Origin of the sequence: Cohnella sp., from assembly GCF_041641335.1 — a bacterium.
GTDB lineage: Bacteria > Bacillota > Bacilli > Paenibacillales > Paenibacillaceae > Cohnella.
In genome coordinates, this window is record NZ_JBEPYQ010000059.1 from 1 (window position 1) to 17401 (window position 17401).

General features: G+C 59.2%; 18 protein-coding genes, 6 tRNA genes and 1 rRNA gene. All 25 read left to right on the forward strand.

Annotated features, from left to right (window positions below; genetic code table 11):
• A 23S ribosomal RNA gene (locus tag ACESLM_RS18690) occupies positions 1-104 on the forward strand; the annotation flags it as partial.
• A gap of 140 nt (positions 105-244) precedes the next feature.
• A tRNA-Met gene (locus ACESLM_RS18695) sits at positions 245-321 on the forward strand.
• 14 nt (positions 322-335) lie between these two features.
• Positions 336-411, forward strand: a tRNA-Val gene (locus ACESLM_RS18700).
• A 72-nt stretch (positions 412-483) separates the two neighbouring features.
• Positions 484-560: transfer RNA gene (locus ACESLM_RS18705), tRNA-Asp, on the forward strand.
• A 45-nt stretch (positions 561-605) separates the two neighbouring features.
• Positions 606-681 (forward strand) — tRNA-Phe (locus ACESLM_RS18710).
• Between the two features lie 60 nt (positions 682-741).
• Positions 742-825: transfer RNA gene (locus tag ACESLM_RS18715), tRNA-Tyr, on the forward strand.
• 6 nt (positions 826-831) lie between these two features.
• Positions 832-907 (forward strand) — tRNA-Lys (locus ACESLM_RS18720).
• 103 nt (positions 908-1010) lie between these two features.
• A complete protein-coding gene (locus ACESLM_RS18725) occupies positions 1011-1244 on the forward strand; it encodes a hypothetical protein (RefSeq protein ID WP_372633088.1) in 234 nt (77 codons plus the stop codon).
• 169 nt (positions 1245-1413) lie between these two features.
• On the forward strand, positions 1414-1869 hold the full coding sequence (locus tag ACESLM_RS18730; protein ID WP_372633089.1) for a hypothetical protein: 456 nt from the start codon (positions 1414-1416) through the stop codon (positions 1867-1869).
• Positions 1870-1926: 57 nt separating this feature from the next.
• On the forward strand, positions 1927-2874 hold the full coding sequence (locus tag ACESLM_RS18735) for an MraY family glycosyltransferase (RefSeq protein WP_372633090.1): 948 nt from the start codon (positions 1927-1929) through the stop codon (positions 2872-2874).
• 73 nt (positions 2875-2947) lie between these two features.
• Positions 2948-4039 (forward strand): PucR family transcriptional regulator, encoded by a 1092-nt coding sequence (locus ACESLM_RS18740; RefSeq protein ID WP_372633091.1) that lies wholly within the window; start codon positions 2948-2950, stop codon positions 4037-4039.
• A gap of 90 nt (positions 4040-4129) precedes the next feature.
• Complete coding sequence (locus ACESLM_RS18745; RefSeq protein ID WP_094042897.1) at positions 4130-5251, forward strand: ABC transporter ATP-binding protein; 1122 nt, start codon at positions 4130-4132, stop codon at positions 5249-5251.
• Between the two features lie 150 nt (positions 5252-5401).
• On the forward strand, positions 5402-6334 hold the full coding sequence (gene hprK / locus ACESLM_RS18750; protein ID WP_372633092.1) for an HPr(Ser) kinase/phosphatase: 933 nt from the start codon (positions 5402-5404) through the stop codon (positions 6332-6334).
• A gap of 18 nt (positions 6335-6352) precedes the next feature.
• Positions 6353-7423: a prolipoprotein diacylglyceryl transferase gene (lgt, locus tag ACESLM_RS18755; protein WP_372633093.1), complete on the forward strand. Its 1071-nt coding sequence runs from the start codon at positions 6353-6355 to the stop codon at positions 7421-7423.
• Positions 7404-8087 carry a pyrophosphatase PpaX gene (gene ppaX / locus ACESLM_RS18760; protein ID WP_372633094.1) on the forward strand — a complete coding sequence of 228 codons (684 nt, stop codon included), beginning with the start codon at positions 7404-7406 and terminating at the stop codon, positions 8085-8087. The genes lgt and ppaX overlap by 20 nt, the downstream gene beginning before the upstream one ends.
• A gap of 2 nt (positions 8088-8089) precedes the next feature.
• A complete protein-coding gene (locus ACESLM_RS18765; protein ID WP_372633095.1) occupies positions 8090-8593 on the forward strand; it encodes an acyltransferase in 504 nt (167 codons plus the stop codon).
• A gap of 12 nt (positions 8594-8605) precedes the next feature.
• Complete coding sequence (locus ACESLM_RS18770; protein ID WP_372633096.1) at positions 8606-10498, forward strand: FAD-dependent oxidoreductase; 1893 nt, start codon at positions 8606-8608, stop codon at positions 10496-10498.
• Between the two features lie 253 nt (positions 10499-10751).
• Positions 10752-11981, forward strand: a complete 1230-nt coding sequence (locus ACESLM_RS18775) for an ATP phosphoribosyltransferase regulatory subunit (RefSeq protein WP_372633097.1) — start codon at positions 10752-10754, stop codon at positions 11979-11981.
• A complete protein-coding gene (gene hisG / locus ACESLM_RS18780; RefSeq protein ID WP_372633098.1) occupies positions 11978-12616 on the forward strand; it encodes an ATP phosphoribosyltransferase in 639 nt (212 codons plus the stop codon). Before ACESLM_RS18775 ends, hisG begins: the two co-directional genes overlap by 4 nt.
• Before the next feature lie 30 nt (positions 12617-12646).
• The gene (hisD, locus tag ACESLM_RS18785) at positions 12647-13936 is read left to right on the forward strand and encodes a histidinol dehydrogenase (protein WP_372633099.1); all 1290 of its coding nucleotides are present in this window, start codon (positions 12647-12649) and stop codon (positions 13934-13936) included.
• A complete protein-coding gene (gene hisB / locus ACESLM_RS18790) occupies positions 13933-14541 on the forward strand; it encodes an imidazoleglycerol-phosphate dehydratase HisB (RefSeq protein ID WP_094042904.1) in 609 nt (202 codons plus the stop codon). Before hisD ends, hisB begins: the two co-directional genes overlap by 4 nt.
• Positions 14542-15162 (forward strand): imidazole glycerol phosphate synthase subunit HisH, encoded by a 621-nt coding sequence (gene hisH / locus ACESLM_RS18795; protein ID WP_372633100.1) that lies wholly within the window; start codon positions 14542-14544, stop codon positions 15160-15162.
• Entirely contained in the window at positions 15159-15926 is a 768-nt protein-coding gene (gene hisA / locus ACESLM_RS18800) for a phosphoribosylformimino-5-aminoimidazole carboxamide ribotide isomerase (protein ID WP_372633101.1), read from the forward strand. Before hisH ends, hisA begins: the two co-directional genes overlap by 4 nt.
• A gap of 30 nt (positions 15927-15956) precedes the next feature.
• On the forward strand, positions 15957-16715 hold the full coding sequence (gene hisF, locus ACESLM_RS18805; protein WP_372633102.1) for an imidazole glycerol phosphate synthase subunit HisF: 759 nt from the start codon (positions 15957-15959) through the stop codon (positions 16713-16715).
• On the forward strand, positions 16712-17383 hold the full coding sequence (gene hisIE / locus ACESLM_RS18810) for a bifunctional phosphoribosyl-AMP cyclohydrolase/phosphoribosyl-ATP diphosphatase HisIE (protein WP_372633103.1): 672 nt from the start codon (positions 16712-16714) through the stop codon (positions 17381-17383). Before hisF ends, hisIE begins: the two co-directional genes overlap by 4 nt.
• Positions 17384-17401 lie beyond the last annotated feature (18 nt).

The window sequence follows — 17401 nt, forward strand, 5'->3', positions numbered from 1 at the left end:
CCAATTCGTAAGACCCCTGGAAGAACACCAGGTTGATAGGCTCGGGGTGGAAGCGCAGCAATGTGTGGAGCTGACGAGTACTAATCGGTCGAGGGCTTATCCTAACGAATGACACGATAAAGCAAGATACTTCACCTTCTTCTTCGCTCCACTTGGTTCGCATCCAGTTTTCAAGGCGTAAGCCTTGCGTGCATGATGAATGCATATCGGTTCAGCTATCGTGCCGAATCGACGTTTACGATGTGGCGGCGTAGCTCAGCTGGCTAGAGCATTCGGTTCATACCCGGAGGGTCGGGGGTTCAAGTCCCTCCGCCGCTACCAATCTTTAATCCCATGGAGGCTTAGCTCAGCTGGGAGAGCATCTGCCTTACAAGCAGAGGGTCGGGGGTTCGATCCCCTCAGCCTCCACCATAAAAGTACCCCAAAAAGTGAAGAATGCCTTCGTGGCATATTCCGATTACTTTTCGGGGCCCCTTGTATCGCGGAGCCGTGGTGTAGAGGCCTAACATGCCTGCCTGTCACGCAGGAGACCGCGGGTTCGAATCCCGTCGGCTCCGCCATTTATTTTCCGATCATTCGTCGGATGCCTGTACCAAGGCAAGTAAGGCTCGATAGCTCAGCTGGTAGAGCAGAGGACTGAAAATCCTCGTGTCGGCGGTTCGATTCCGTCTCGAGCCACCATCGGTTTTACCCGGTATTAGCAAGCCAATCAGGTGTGCATTCTACCGGCGGGTTATACATGGAGGGTTAGCGAAGTGGCCAAACGCGGGAGACTGTAAATCTCTTCCTTCGGGTTCGGTGGTTCGAATCCATCACCCTCCACCAGTACCCGAGCCATTAGCTCAGTTGGTAGAGCACCTGACTTTTAATCAGGGTGTCGTAGGTTCGAGTCCTACATGGCTCACCAGTTTTTGAACCGACAGTAGACGTTAAAGCGTCTGCTTTTTTTGATGTCGCAGGCAGAACCGGAGCGGCGCAAGTAAAAACGTCAAACAGGAAGGTAGTACCCGGTGCTCACCATCAGGCATGTGCTGCTGCCACTCGGATACTTCGGCATTAAGGAGGACGGGGAGGTGTACGCCCGTTACGTCTATACGGTTTCGTCTTCGCGGACGGTATCGGCGGACGAACTGCTGGAGGTCGTCTCTTTGTTTCATTACATGTTGGAATTGTTCGCCGATCGCATCGAGCGCGTAGCAAGCGGCGTGCTCTCTCCGGACGAAGCGCTGCAAGAGCTGGGATGATTCCCGGCTCTTTTTTTGTTCGTATGATCAATCCAATTGGAGAAATCGTCGCTCAGGCGGCGCGAAATTCGCCATCCGATTTTACGTTTTGCCCATATCGGCCCCAGCGTTTCCTCCGTTAGTCTGATAGCGAGATGCATCTCACTATTCGACAGGCGGAGGTTGGGAAATGAAAAGACTGCTCATGGCTGCCCTTGCCATTATAATGGTCGGCACGCTGCTAGTCGCTTGTTCATCCAAAGACAACAACGCTAACAAAGGGGAAAGCCCTGCTGCTTCGAACAGCCCGTCCGCGACGGCGGAAGCATCGGCAAGCCAGCAGGGAGAAGATGGCGGGGCGGCGACGTATCCGCTTAACACAGACAAGACGCTGACCTACTGGGGAGAGTTGACGGGCAACCTGGTAGGCGTCAAAGCGACGCACGACGAAGTTCCGTTTTTCCAAGAGTGGCAGAAGATAACGGGAGTTAAGCTGAATTTCATCGCTCCTCCGTCGGGACAAGCGAAGGAAGCGCTCAACATCCTGCTCGCCTCTGGCGATCTGCCGGACATCATTGAATATAACTTCCTCAGCGACTTCCCTGGCGGCCCGGAGAAGGCGATCGCGTTCTCCCTTAAGGGATAGAAGGCGTCAGGGCGGGGGAAAGTTAAGTGCATATCGAACAATGGCGGAGGACACCAGATGATCTACCTGTACGCCTTGGCTCTTTCTTTCGCAATCGTGCTGCTGCTCGTCCCTCAAGTGCGCAAGCTTGCGCTCCGCTTCCGCTTCGTCGATCGTCCCTCCAAGCGCAAAATCCATGCGGCGCCGGTTCCGTTGTCCGGCGGAATCGCGCTGTTTGCCGGCGTCATGGTACCGGTTGTTCTCTTCATGGGCGACTCGCCTTTGTTTCGCGCGCTGTCGATCGGCGGCGCCGCTCTGATCGTCGTCGGGCTGATCGACGACGGATTCAAGGCCAAAGGGTTGGAATTCCCGGTATGGCCCCGGCTCATCGCCTACATCGCGGTAGCGTTCGTCCCGTTCTGGCAGGGGATCGCCATCCAGGGCATCTCCTCGCCCTCCTCCGCCGCGATGATTATTTTCTCCCCGGCGGCTTCCGCCGCCTTCACGGCCGTATGGGTGTTCGCCCTGATCAACATGCTCAACTTCATCGACGGAATCGACGGATTGGCGTCCGGCGTGACCGCGATCTCTTCGATGACGCTGTTCGCCGCCTCGCTCATCTTCGCGCATAAGGATACGGCGCTCGTGGCCGTCGCGCTCTCGGGAGCCTGTCTGGCTTTCCTCGCATACAACTTCCATCCCGCTCGCATTTTCATGGGCGACGCCGGAGCGACCTTCCTGGGATACGCGCTTGCGGTAACGGCCGTGGACGGCACGCTCAAAGGGGCGACGCTGCTCTCCCTGTCCGTCCCCATGCTGGCCCTCGGCGTGCCGATTCTGGATACGGTGATCGTATTCTCGCGAAGGCTGCTCGAAGGCAAAGGTTTGCACCGGGCGGACAATCTGCATACCCACCACAGCCTGATGAAGTGGGGGCTGACGCAGGTTCAGACCGTCAGCTTCCTCTACTTGATCGCGGCGGTGTTCTCCTTGCTGTCCATCGTCGTGCTGCTCATTCTGCGTTGAATCGCTCCGCCCGCGTCAAATATGGTACAATGACGCATATCGCAATCTTCGCTGACAAGGGGCTTTTTCAACGATGAATAAAACCAAGCTGCAGGAGCTGAGCAAGCTGCTGAACGCGACGGTCGTCGCCAAAGTGCTGACCGGAACCGAATGGGAGAAGGCGGGCGGGGAGAAGCACCCGGAAGCCGGAGATGCCATTCAGACGGATACCGGGTGCTTGATGCTCGCGCGAGTCGGCGGATCCGAACTCCATTGCGTGGAGATCGGGGCCACGCTGTCTCCGCTCGAGAGACAGCTTCTGAGCTGGGCGATCCGCCAAGGGAACATGCGGCCGGTCTCGACGGCCTCTGATCTGGAGCGCCAGGCCAGACGATTCGGAGAATGGATCCAGCAGTCGGTGGCGGCCGGCGAGTGGAGGGCGGAGGTTCCGGACCGGATGGAGCTGCGCAACCGGCTGTTCGAGGGAATGGTGCCTTTTCTCCTCTCATGCGAGCAGGTGGAAGACAAGGAGCCGTCGTACGGCGAACTGGAGAAGACGATACGGACGTATATCCCGGAAGACACGCTGCTTATTCCTCTGCGCGAGCACGAATGGCTCGTGCTCACCAGCGACAGCGTGCTGTCCGAGGCGGACGCGGACGGAGACGAAGAGATCGGGCACGAGGAGACGAAGGATCTGCTGGCTTCATTGGCTCAAGGGCTGCACGAGCTGATTACGAGCGAATGGGGCGGAGAGTGTCACATCGCGGTGGGAGAGCCGATCGTGCCTTCGGAGAACGTCGTGCGCATCGTTGCTACGCTAAGGGAGACGATCTTCCTCGGTCGCAAGTTCCACGTGGGCATGCAGATTCATCTGCCGTGGCTCGTGCATCTCGAGAGGCTGCTCAGCGGCATTCCCGAGACGGTTCGCTCCCGATTCGTCGAAGAAATGATGGGAAGGCCCGACCTGTTTACCGATTCGGAGACGGTCGCCACGCTGGACGCGTTCTTCTCGATGGATTGCAACGTGAGCGAAACCGCCAAAAAACTGTTCATTCACCGGAATACCCTTCTGTACCGGTTGGACAAAATCAAAAACGAGGCGGGACTGGACGTGCGCTCGTTCAACGATGCAGTGCTCGTACGGATCTTATTGCTATTGTACAAAGTCACGAAAAGGAAATGAATTTTTTGTACGCTTTGTGCATAGTCATCCGGCCCGGCTGTAAGGTAAGATATTCGTGTACCTTCAAACGAAGTTTAGGGGGAAATGTACATGGCAGGCGTTCGTTTAGAAAGCGTGTATAAAAAATATCCGGGTTCCGACAAAGCATCGGTTACCGACTTTAACTTGGACATCCAAGACAAGGAATTTCTCGTTCTCGTAGGCCCATCCGGCTGCGGTAAATCGACTACGCTGCGTATGATCGCAGGACTCGAAGAAATTTCCGAAGGCAAGCTGTACATCGGCGACCGCGTCGTGAACGACGTCGCTCCGAAAGATCGCGACATCGCGATGGTATTCCAATCTTACGCCCTTTATCCTCATATGAACGTGTATCAGAACATGGCATTCGGTCTGAAGCTGCGCAAATTCCGCAAAGACGAGATCGACCGTCGCGTACGCGAAGCGGCTCGCACGCTGGAAATCGAGCACTTGCTCGACCGTAAGCCGAAGGCTCTCTCCGGCGGTCAGCGTCAACGTGTCGCACTGGGACGCGCAATCGTTCGTGAGCCTCAAGTGTTCTTGATGGACGAACCGCTCTCTAACTTGGATGCCAAGCTGCGTACGCAAATGCGCGCGAACATCTCCAAATTGATGAAGCGTCTTGAGACGACTTGTATCTACGTAACGCATGACCAGACGGAAGCTATGACGATGGGCGACCGTATCGTCGTTATGAAAGACGGCTTCATTCAGCAAGCCGCTACTCCGGACGTTCTGTACAACCATCCGGTCAACCTGTTCGTTGCAGGCTTCATCGGCGCTCCGGCGATGAACTTCATCACGGGCCAACTGGTTGAAGAAGGCGGCTCCGTTCGCTTCCGCGCAACCGGCTTTAACGTTGAAGTTACGGAAGGCAAAGCGAAAGTACTGCGCGCCAAAGGCTACATCGGCCGCGAGATCATCCTGGGCATCCGTCCGGAAGATTTGCACGAAGAGCCTGTATTCATCGAAGCTTCCCCGAACACGGTCGTCAACGCGACGATCGAAGTTGCGGAGAACCTGGGTCACGAGCAATACCTGTACCTGAACGGCCTGGGCAAAGAGAACGTCATTGCCCGCGTTGACGGACGTTCCGGCTTGCGCGAGAACCAAAACATCAAGCTTGCGATCGACATGAACAAAGTCCACATCTTCGACAAGGACTCGGAACTGAACGTATTCGAGAGCTAATAGATCGGTAAGAGCGGAAACCGTTCGGCCAATGGCCGGACGGTTTTTTGGCGCTTGGCGCTCAACCGGCGTTCCTTCCTGCGAATTCGATTGCTTTGTCCGATTATTTTCGATACGATAAATAGGGGAAATCAGGAAAGGAGCTGTACGATGGCCAAAAAAGTGAGAGTATCCGAGCTCGTGCAGCAATTTCACCTCGAAATTGTCGCCGGCGAAGACGGATTGCGACGTACTATTATCACGGACGACTTAAATCGGCCAGGCCTGGAGATGGCCGGCTATTTCAATTATTATCCGGCGGATCGGGCGCAGATGTTGGGCCGTACGGAGCTCGCGTTCCTCGAAACGTTGACTTCGGAAGAGCGGCGCGACCGGATGGAGAGGCTATGCCACGAGGAAACGCCTTGCCTTATTATTACGCGCGGACTGGACACTCCCGCCGAGCTGGTGGAGATCGCCAACGAGCGCCATTTTCCGGTACTCAGGAGCTCCGTCGCGACGACGATTCTGCTCAGCCGGATTACGAATTTTCTGGAGAAAAGGTTGGCTCCGTCGGCGACGATTCACGGCGTCCTTGTGGACGTGTACGGTGTGGGCATGCTCATTACCGGCGGCAGCGGCATCGGCAAGAGCGAGACGGCGCTGGAGCTGGTCAAGCGCGGCCATCGCCTGATCGCGGACGATGCGGTCGAAATCCGCCAGACGGCCGACAACCATCTGTTTGGAACGTCCCCGGAGCTGATTCGGCATCTGCTTGAGATTCGCGGATTAGGCATTCTGAACGTGATGACCCTGTTCGGAGCCGGCGCGGTGAAAAACCAGACAAGCATCAGCCTCGTCGTCCGTCTGGAGAATTGGCAGCAGGACAAGCAGTATGATCGCCTCGGACTGGACGAAGAGACGACCAAGATTATCGAGACAGAGGTGCCGCTGCTCACCGTGCCGGTCAGACCGGGCCGGAACTTGGCGGTCATTCTGGAAGTGGCGGCGATGAATTATCGGCTTAAGCGAATGGGCTACAATGCGGCGCTGCAATTCACGAACAAGCTGACGGAAGCGATATCCGAGGACGATTACGAATAATAGAGTTGGAGGAAAACGATGTTTACGATGCTGCTCGATCCGATCGCGTTCTCGATAGGAACTCTTCTTGATGTACATTGGTATGGCATCATTCTGGGGGCCGCGGCTTTGGCCGGCTTGCTCATCGCGGTTCAGGAAGGCAAGCGCTTCGGGTTAAACGCCGATTTTTTCCTGGACTTGCTGCTGATCGGAGTTCCGTCTTCCATTATTGCGGCGCGATTGTATTACGTGGCGTTCAAGTGGGATTATTACCAGGATCATCCGGGCGAGATCATCCAGATTTGGAACGGCGGGATCGCCATCTACGGAGCGTTGATCGGAGCGCTGCTCAGCGGCTTTTTCTACATACGGGCCAAAGGCTACAGTTTCTGGAGAATCGCCGATATCTGCGCTCCATCCTTGCTCATCGGGCAGATGATCGGGCGCTGGGGCAACTTCGTCAATCAGGAGGCTTACGGCGGAGAGGTTGAAGAGTCGTTTCTGCGGGAGACGCTCCACCTTCCGAATTTTATCGTGAATCAGATGAACGTCCAGGGCGTGTTTCATCATCCGACCTTTCTCTATGAATCGCTGTGGAGCCTGGTCGGTCTGATCATTCTGTTCGTTATCCGGCGCCGCAACTTCCTGAAATCGGGCGAACTGCTGTTCACCTATTTCATCTGGTATTCGATCGGCCGCTTCTTCATCGAGGCGCTTCGCACGGACAGCTTGGCTTTCAAAGGGCCGGAATGGCTCAAGTCGACGCTGGACGCCCTGTGGTCTCCGATGACGGCCGTGTTCGAGCAAGGCTACCTGAACCCGGCGGAAGGCAATATCCGCATCTCGCAGCTGCTGGCTCTGCTGCTCGTCATAGGCGGCATCATTCTGATCGCGACGCGGCGCAAGCTGGGATATGCAACGGAGAAGTACAACGATCCGCTGGTGAATTTCAAAACCGGGAAAACCGCGTCCGTGGGGCGCGAAGAAACGGGGAGCAGCAAGAATGACGCAAACGGGAACAAACGCAACGACGCGGACGGAGGAGCAACCAACCGCAAAGATTCAGACGAAGGAAGCGACTCCGGGAACGATGGAGGCGGCGGAGACTAGGTCCGGGGCCAAGATCACGACCGTCCTGTTCGATCTTGACGGCACGATCATCGATACGAATGAACTGATCATCCAATCTTTCATGCATGCGCTTCGCGGTCATGTTCCCGAGAGCTTCGGGCGGGAGCGGATCATTCCGTCGATGGGCGAGCCTCTGGCCGTTCAGATGAAGCATTTTACCGGGAGAGACGATGTCGCGGCGCTGGTGGGCTCCTACCGCGAATACAATCTGCTTAAGCACGACGAGATGGTGTCGCTGTTTCCGGGCGTGAAGGAAACGATCGAACGGCTTCATCGGGAGGGCGTTCGGATCGGCGTCGTAACGACGAAGATGAGGGAGACGACGATTCGCGCGCTTAAGCTTCTGGAGATCTATTCCTATATGGATACGATCGTGACGCTGGACGACGTGGAGAACGCGAAGCCGCATCCGGAGCCGGTGGAGAAGGCGGTCGCGGCGCTCGGCTCGAAAGCGTCGGAGACGCTGATGGTCGGAGACAGCTCCGTCGACATCGTATCCGCGCTCCGGGCGGGAGCTGTTCCCGTAGGAGTGGCGTGGTCCCTGAAGGGGGAAGAGCTGCTGCGCAAATCCGGCGCTTCGTACATCGTAACGGAGATGGGCGAGCTGCTGGCCCTATGCGGAATCGGAAATGAGGGTGCTTAAGGTTGAGGAACGTGGAGAGGTATCCGGTGGAGGGGCCGAACGCGCTGTGGCAAGTCTACCGCACGGTGTCTCGGTTCAAGTCGGTGCGCAATTTCGTCTTTATCCAGATCGCGCGCTACTGTCCGAGCCTGCCGGTTAAAAACTGGATCTACAGGCGCGTGCTCGGGATGAAGGTCGGGCGGCATACGTCGTTCGCGCTCATGGTGATGGTGGACGTCTTCTTCCCCGAGCGAATCTCGATCGGAGACAACTCGATCATCGGCTACAACTCGACGCTGCTCACTCACGAATATTTGATCAAGGAATACCGTCTGGGAGATATTCGAATCGGCGCTAACGTCATGATCGGAGCGAACGTGACGGTGCTGCCGGGGGTAACGATCGGCGACGGGGCGGTCGTCGCGGCCGGCTCTGTCGTCCACAAGGACGTCGCTCCGGGGGCGCGGGTCGGGGGCAATCCTCTGCGTTCGCTTGGCGATGCCGGCGACGGCTCGGAGCTTCGATAGCGAGGTGGCGAAATGATGAAGCGTCCGGGAACAATTATCGGTTATCTGCTGCTCGTTCCCCTTTTGCTCTGCCTAACCTACCAGAATCGGCTTCATGAATCGAACTACAAAGTTGCTCAGGAGCCGCTCGATCCCGTCGTTTCCGCGGAACGCCTTGCCGACGAGTACGACGTAATCGTAGCGGGAACCGATCCGGAAGGAATTATGGCGGCGATCTCGGCTTCGCGCAACGGTTTGAAGGTGCTGCTCGTCGAGAACCGCGACCGTTCCGTTCTGGGCGGGCTGATGACGCTGGGGTGGCTGAATACGCTCGATCTCAATAAAGCTCCCGTTAACTATCGGCTCTGGAAAGATCCCGTTTATTTGAATAAAGGATTGTTCCAGGAGTGGTACGACGGAATTCGGGGCTCCTCCTTCGATGTAAACCGCGCCGCCAATCTGTTCATTCGAATGATATCCGCGGAGGAAAATATCGACCTTCTGCTGCACGCGCGAACGATGGAGCCCATGCTGGAAGGGAGCCAGGCGGTCGGGATGCGGCTGGCGACGGTAGACGGAAGGGAGTTCGTCGTCCGCGCCAAGGCGATTATCGACGCGACCCAAGATGCCGACGTCGCAGCCGCCGCGGGGGCGCCGTACACGTTCGGACGCGAGGATCTCGGGGAGCCGGAAGCGCGGATGGCGGTAACGCTGGTATTCAAGCTCAGCGGCGTGACGGACGAAGCGTGGCGCAAGATGAAGCGGTTCGACAATGCCGGCGGCTTCGACAGCCGCAGCATCTGGGGATATCAAGAAGCCAGGGAGTACGTGTCTTCGGATTCGTCGAGAGTGCAGATGCGCAACCTGAACATTGGACGACAGGACGGCGACACGGTACTGATCAACTCGATGCAGATTTACGGAATCGATCCGCTTGACCCCGAATCGGTAAACGAGGGGCTGCGGATCGGCGAGAAGGAAGCGCCGTTGATCGTCGAATTTCTAAAGACGAGGTTCGAGCAATTCCGCGGCGTAGAATTCGCCGGCACCGCGCCCGAGCTGTACGTCAGGGAAACCCGTCACATCCTGGGAGAGTACCGGCTGAAGATGGCGGATCTGCTGGAAAATCGCGATCATTGGGACGCGATCGCCTATGGGTCGTACGAGGTGGATATTCAAAGTCTCGACGCCAATAACAAAGGCACGATTCTGATGGTGCCGAAGCAGTACGGGGTGCCCTTCCGCAGTCTTGTTCCTCTGAAGGTGGACGGCCTGCTCGTCGTTGGGCGGTCGGCCAGCTTCGACACGCTGCCTCACGGCAGCGCTCGGGTCATTCCGCTCGGAATGGCGACTGGCGAGGCCGCTGGCGCCGCCGTCAAGCTTGCGCTGGAGCGGGGAGTCTCCCTGCGGGAGCTTTCCCTGTCGCCGGAAGCGATAGGGGAGCTTCGGCAGAGGCTGACGGAGCAAGGGATGGACTTGACAATGCGCAGCTTCTCGCCTCCGGCTTATACGAAGCATGAAGCGTACCCGGGACTTGCGGCGGCGGCCAGCCTGGCCCTTGCGAGCGGCGGGTACGGGAACGACTGGAAGCTGGACGAGATGACGAATTCCCAGAGATTCTTAAATCAAATGCGTACGTTGCAGAAGCGCTATCCGGAGCTGATACGGCAAACGTTGACGGCTTCCTCGGTTGGCGGGGCATCCGCGAAGGATGCGCTCGGTCTCGATCTGGCCGCGTACATGATCGCCAAAGCGGCAGGACTGGACGACGACCGCCAGACGGCCTTGCAGGCATTGGCGGAGCGGGGATGGATTCGCGACGAGACGATCGCCAATCTGGCCGACCGTGAACGATTGACGAACGGCGACGCGTTCATGCTTGTTCGCGACTTGGTGCAATACGGCGCAGGAGTCGTATTCGAATAAACGAAAGTCGCCCGACGGCCTAGACGGCGTCGGGCGACTTTCACTGTATCGGAGAGCGGAAACGTATCGGGAAAGCGGGATTGACTGAGCGATGGGGTCATGGTAATATACGACTAATCTCTTTATTTTGGCAGTATGGTAACATGGTAGCACTTTAATGCAATGAAGTGATTGCGAAAAGCAACGGAGAGTCGCAAGAGAGTGCGGCACGGTCCATTTGCAATAGAGGAAAATGCGAAGAAGGTGCGCAAAGATGACGAAACCGAAAGTGTTCGAGAAGCCTACTGGAGTGAAGGATTATTTGCCGCATGCGGTAGCCAAGCTGAGGAAGATCGAGCGCAGCGTGCTGGAGTGCATGCGCTTGTGGGGTTACGAGCAGATCATCACTCCCGCGCTCGAATATTACGATACGGTCGGGATGGCCAGCTCAACGTCGGACCAGAAGCTGTTCAAGCTGCTGGATCGCCGAGGCACGTCGATCGTGCTGCGCTCGGACATGACGGCGCCGATCGCGCGCGTCGTCGGTTCGCTGCTGAAGGATGAGGCGTTCCCGATCCGCCTGAGCTACCACGGCAACGTGTTTCGGGCTTTCGAGGAAGAAGGCGGTCGGGACTCGGAATTCTACCAGACCGGCGTAGAGCTGGTCGGAGACGCGTCTCCGGAGGCGGATGCGGAGATGATCGCGCTGGCGGTCGCCTCCCTGAAGGCGGCGGGCGTGCCGGCGTTCAGGATTGCGATGGGCCACGTCGGGTTCCTGAACGGTTTGTTCGAGGAGACGCTGCCAGGGCTGGTTGGCGAACAGGAGACGCTGAAAGCCTGTCTGCTGCAGCGGGATCACGTCGGCTACCGGGACGCGATTCGCAAGCTGTCGCTGGACGCCGCGTGGAAGCGGGAGCTGGAGGACATTTTGCGGCTTCGGGGCGGTCAGGAGGTGTGCTCCCAGGCGCTGGAGCTTAGCTCGAACGAAGGGGCGCGGGCGGCGATCCGACATCTGTGCGACGTATGGGACGTGCTGGAGGCGTACGGCATCCAGGAGCACGTGCTGATCGATCTGACGATGATCGGGGACTTCTCCTATTACACGGGCATGACTTTCGAAGGCTATGCCTCGCATCTGGGCTTCCCGGTGTGCAGCGGAGGACGATACGACAACCTGCTCTCGCAGTTCGGACGCTCCGCTCACGCTACGGGATTCGCGCTGAAGACGACGCGTATTCTGGAGGTCGTGGAAGACGCCGCGGAAGAGCGCGAACGGACGCTTGTGGCGTATGAGGGCCCGCAGCGTCAGGCGGCTCTCGCGAAGGCGAACAGGCTGCGCGAGCAAGGCGAGATCGTCGTGACCGCGCTCGTATCGGCTTCGGAGCTGGAGGAACTGCGGGCTTCGCATCTGGAAGGGCATGCGAGCAGGAGCGGGATAGCATACCGCGGAAGAACGTATGAGAAGCTGGTTTCTTTCGAAGACGGAAAGGATGATTTGGCATGACGGACAGCGGCACGTTAAAAGTCGCGATGCCCAAAGGGCGCATCTACAAGCAGGCCAGCAAGCTGTTCCGGCAAGCCGGTCTGCCGATTCCGGAAGATTTCGACGATTCCCGCAAGCTGATCATCCCGGTTCCCGAGGCGAACATGGAGTTCATCATGGCGAAGCCGGTCGACGTTCCGACTTACGTGGAGTACGGCGTGGCGGATATCGGGATCGTGGGCAAGGACGTTCTGATGGAGGAAAACAAGGACGTCTACGAGCTGCTGGATCTCGGCATCGCGAAGTGCCGGATGTCGGTCATCGGGCTGCCTGATTGGAAGCCGGTTATCCATCCTCGCGTGGCGACGAAGTACGCGAACGTGGCTTCGCAATATTTCCGGGAGCAGGGGCAGCAGGTGGAAGTGATCAAGCTGAACGGCTCGATCGAGCTGGCTCCGCTGATCGGCCTCGCCGACCGGATCGTGGACATGGTGGAAACCGGGCAGACGCTGAAGGAGAACGGGCTCGTCGAGATGGAGACGCTGTTTCAGGTGACGAGCCGTCTGATCGCCAACCGCGTCAGCTACAGGCTGAAGAACTCGGCGATTCAGGAGCTGTGCGACCGGCTGAGCGCGATGATCGGCGCTCCGGTCTGACGGATACGGTTAAGCGAGGAGGGAGCAGGAATGTATATAGGCAAAGCGGACGGATTCCGTCTGGAGCGGGAGAGCGAGTACGGCTCGCCGGAGCAGAACGCCACGGTGCGGGAAGTCGTGGAGGCGGTGCGCCGGGAAGGCGACGAGGCGCTGCTGCGGTATACGGCGGCTTTCGATAAGGTGACGTTGACGCCGGGGCAGCTTCGGGTGACGGAAGAGGAAATTCAAGGCGCTTACGCCAAGGTGGAGCCGGCGTTTCTGGCGGCGCTGCGGCAGGCGGCGGCGAACATTACGGCGTTCCACGAGAAGCAGAAGCGCGGCTCGTGGATCGACGTGGCGCCGGACGGCACGATGCTGGGCATGGCGATTCGCCCGCTGCGCCGCGTCGGGCTGTATGTGCCCGGAGGCAAGGCGGCGTATCCGTCGTCGGTGCTCATGAACGTGCTTCCGGCCAAGGTAGCCGGCGTGCCGGAGATCGCGATGGTCACTCCGCCGGCGACCGGCGGCCGGGAAGGCATCGACCCGTACATTCTGGTGGCGGCCGCGGAAGCGGGCGTGACGGAGATGTACCGGGTCGGGGGAGCGCAGGCGGTCGCCGCGCTCGCCTACGGGACGGCGAGCATCCCTGCCGTCGACAAGATTTGCGGGCCGGGCAACATCTTCGTGGCGCTGGCGAAACGGGCCGTATACGGCACGGTCGACATCGACAGCATCGCGGGCCCGAGCGAGATTGTCGTGCTGGCGGACGACAGCGCCGATCCGCGGTATGTGGCCGCGGATATGCTGTCGCAGGCGGAGCACGACGAGATGGCGTCGGCGGTGCTGGTGACGCCGTCGCAGGCTTTGGCAGAGGCGGTGGAGGCGGAGCTGGAGCGCCAGGTCGAGGCTTTGCCGCGGGTCGATATCGCGCGCAGCTCTTTGGAGCAGCACGGGGCGATCTTGATCGTCGACAGCCTGGACGAAGGGCTGGACGTGGTCAACAAGCTGGCTCCGGAGCATCTGGAAGTGATGACGGCCGAGCCGATGGAGCTGCTCGGGCGCATCGAGACGGCGGGGGCGATCTTCATCGGTCCGTACAGCTCGGAGCCGGTAGGGGATTATTTCGCGGGCCCGAACCACATCCTGCCGACGAACGGCACGGCGCGGTTCTCGTCACCGCTGAACGTGGACGATTTTCTGAAGAAATCCAGCTTGATCCGATACAGCAAGCAGGCGTTGCTTAGAGACGCCGCGGGGATCGCGACGCTGGCCCGGCACGAAGGGCTGGAAGGCCACGCCCGCGCGGTGGAAATCCGATTGGAAGGCAGGGAGACGAAGTGAGCGAAGAGAAGGTGTTGGGCGGCCGTTCCTCGGCCGTATCCCGCAAGACGAACGAGACGGACATTCAATTGTCCCTGGGAGTGGACGGAAGCGGCGAGGTGTCGCTCGAGACGGACGTTCCGTTCTTGAACCACATGCTGGACCTGTTCGCCAAGCACGGCCAGTTCGACCTGAAAGTCGAAGCCCGCGGAGATGTGGACATCGACGACCATCATACGGTCGAAGACATCGGCATTTGCCTCGGGCAAGTGCTGCGGGAGGCGCTGGGCGACAAGAAGGGCATCAAGCGCTACGCCAGCGTGTTCGTTCCGATGGACGAAGCGCTCGCGCAGGTTGTCGTCGACATCAGCAACCGGCCGCATTTCGAGCTGCGCGGGGAGTTCCCGGCGGCTAACGTAGGCAGCTTCACGGTGGAGCTGGTACACGAGTTCCTGTGGAAGCTGGCGCTGGAAGCGCGCATTACGCTGCATGTCATCGTCCACTACGGACGCAATACGCACCATATGGTCGAGGCCGTATTCAAGGCGCTCGGACGCGCTCTGGACGAAGCGACTTCGATCGATCCGCGCGTGAAGGGCGTGCCGTCCACCAAAGGAGTGTTGTAAGTGATCGCGATCATCGACTACGGCATGGGAAATCTGCACAGCGTCAGCAAAGCCGTAGAGCGGCTCGGCTGCGAAGCTCGCGTGACGTCCGACCCGCGGGAGATTCTGGCGGCGGACGGCGCGATTCTGCCGGGCGTCGGCGCTTTCGGCGACGCGATGTCGAATCTGCGCGAGACCGGGCTGGTCGATACGGTTAAGGAGTACGCGGCTTCGGGCAAGCCGTTTCTCGGCATCTGCCTCGGAATGCAGCTGCTGTTCACCGAGAGCGAGGAGCATGGCGTCCATCGGGGACTGGACTTGCTGCCGGGACGGGTCGTCCGGTTCCAAGGGGACTACAAGGTTCCGCATATGGGCTGGAACGAGTTGATCTTCAAGCAAGAGAGCCCGCTGTTCGAGAGCGTGGAGCCGGGGCACGTGTATTTCGTGCACTCGTATCACGCGCTGCCGGAGCGGGAGTCGGATTTGCTGGCGGTGACGGACTACTACCAGCCGGTGACGGCAATCGTCGGCCGAGGTTCGGTGTACGGCATGCAGTTCCATCCGGAGAAAAGCGGCGAGCTGGGCATGGCTCTGCTCCGCAAGTTCACGGATATGGCGTCGGGAAGGAATGAGGGGCTTTGAAGTTTAGACCTTGTATCGATATTCACCAAGGCAAGGTGAAGCAGATCGTCGGGGAAACGCTTCAAGCGGACGACTCGAAGGTCGTGGAGAACTTCGTCTCCGAACGTGGGGCGGATGATTATGCTTCGCTGTATAAACAAGACGGGTTAACCGGCGGGCACATTATCATGCTCGGCGACGGCAACCGGGAGGCTGCGTTGTCCGCGCTAAGGGCCTATCCCGGCGGCTTGCAGATCGGCGGAGGCATCACGGCGGATAACGCGGCGGCCTTCTTAAGCGAAGGGGCTTCGCACGTCATCGTCACTTCTTACGTTTTCCGGGACGGCCGCCTTCAGATGGACAACCTGCGGCGCATCGTTGCGGAGGTCGGCAAGAAACGGCTCGTACTTGACCTCAGCTGCAAGGAACGGGACGGCAAATGGTTCGTGGTGACCAACCAGTGGACGAAGTTTAGCGATCTGGAAGTCAACGAAGCCACTGTCCGGGAGCTCGAAAGCTATTGCGACGAGTTTCTGATCCATGCGGTCGATGTGGAAGGGAAGCGAGAGGGCGTGCAAGAGAAGCTGGCAGCCAAGCTCGCGGAATGGGCGACGATTCCGACCACTTACGCAGGCGGCGCGCGATCGCTCGCGGATTTGGCGCGATTCCGCGAGTTGACGCGCGGCAAGCTGGATATTACGATCGGCAGCGCTCTCGATATTTTCGGGGGGACTCTTCCCTATAGCGAAGTCGTGGCCTATTGCGATCCGTCGAGGTCGTCGTAACGGATAACGCGAGAAAAGGGGGAACGCCGCATGTTAGCTAAAAGAATCATACCTTGCCTGGACGTGAAGGACGGGCGGGTCGTTAAGGGCGTTAATTTCGTGAATTTGCGGGATGCCGGAGATCCGGTGGAGCTGGCGGCGATCTACGACCGGGAAGGCGCGGACGAGCTGGTGTTTCTGGACATCTCCGCGTCGGTGGAAGGCCGGGCGACGATGGTGGACGTGGTGCGGCGGACGGCTGGGGAGATTACGATTCCGTTCACGGTCGGGGGCGGCATCTCGGCGGTGGAGGACATGAAGCGGCTGCTGCGCGCGGGCGCGGACAAAATCGGCATCAACACGGCGGCGATCCGCAATCCGGACCTGATTACGGACGGCTCCCGTACGTTCGGCGCGCAGTGCATCGTGGTGGCCATCGACGCGAAGTTCAACGCGGAGTGGGGAGAATGGGAGGTGTTCACCCACGGCGGACGCCATTCGACGGGCATTCGCGCGCTGGAGTGGGCGAAAGAAGCGGAGCGCCGGGGAGCGGGAGAGATTCTGCTCACCAGCATGGACGCGGACGGCACGAAGGACGGCTTCGACGTCGCGCTGACCAAGGCGGTGTCGTCGAGCGTGGGCATCCCGGTCATCGCTTCGGGAGGAGCGGGCAACGCCCAGCATTTCGCGGACGTGTTCGCGGAAGGGCAGGCGGACGCGGCGCTGGCGGCGAGCATTTTTCACTATAAGGAAGTTACGGTGCAAGAGGTTAAGCAAACGTTACGCGGCAAAGGAGTGAACGTCAGATGACGCAGCAAGAGCAAGGACAGTGGCAGGATCAGATCAAGTGGAGCGACGACGGGCTCGTGCCGGCGGTCGTGCAGGACGCGCTGAGCAAGGAAGTGCTCATGCTGGCCTACATGAACAAGGAGTCTCTGCAAAAGTCGCTGGAATCCGGACAAACGTGGTTTTGGAGCCGGTCGCGCGGCGAGCTGTGGAACAAAGGGGCAACCAGCGGGCATACGCAGCAGATCGAGTCGCTGCATTACGACTGCGACGGGGATACGCTGCTCGTGAAGGTGCGCCAGAACGGACCGGCGTGCCATACCGGGGCGTACAGCTGTTTCTATCGCGAAGGTACGTCGAAGACGGCCGAGGCAGCGGCGCGGCAGGAGGACCGCTTCGCTCCGCTTAGCCGGCTCGAGACGACGATCGCGCAGCGCGACGCGGAACGCCCGGAAGGCGCCTACACGACGTACTTGTTCGAGAAGGGGCTCGACAAAATTCTCAAGAAGGTCGGGGAAGAAACCGCCGAAGTGATCATCGCCGCGAAAAACCGCGACGGGGACGAGCTGCGCTGCGAGTCCGCCGATCTCGTTTTCCACCTGATGGTGCTGCTCCGCGAGCAGGGCATTCCGTTCGACGACGTGCTGAAAGAGCTGGAATTCCGTCACCGGAAACCGGTCAAGAAGGATTAGGTGGAGCGGCCATGACCC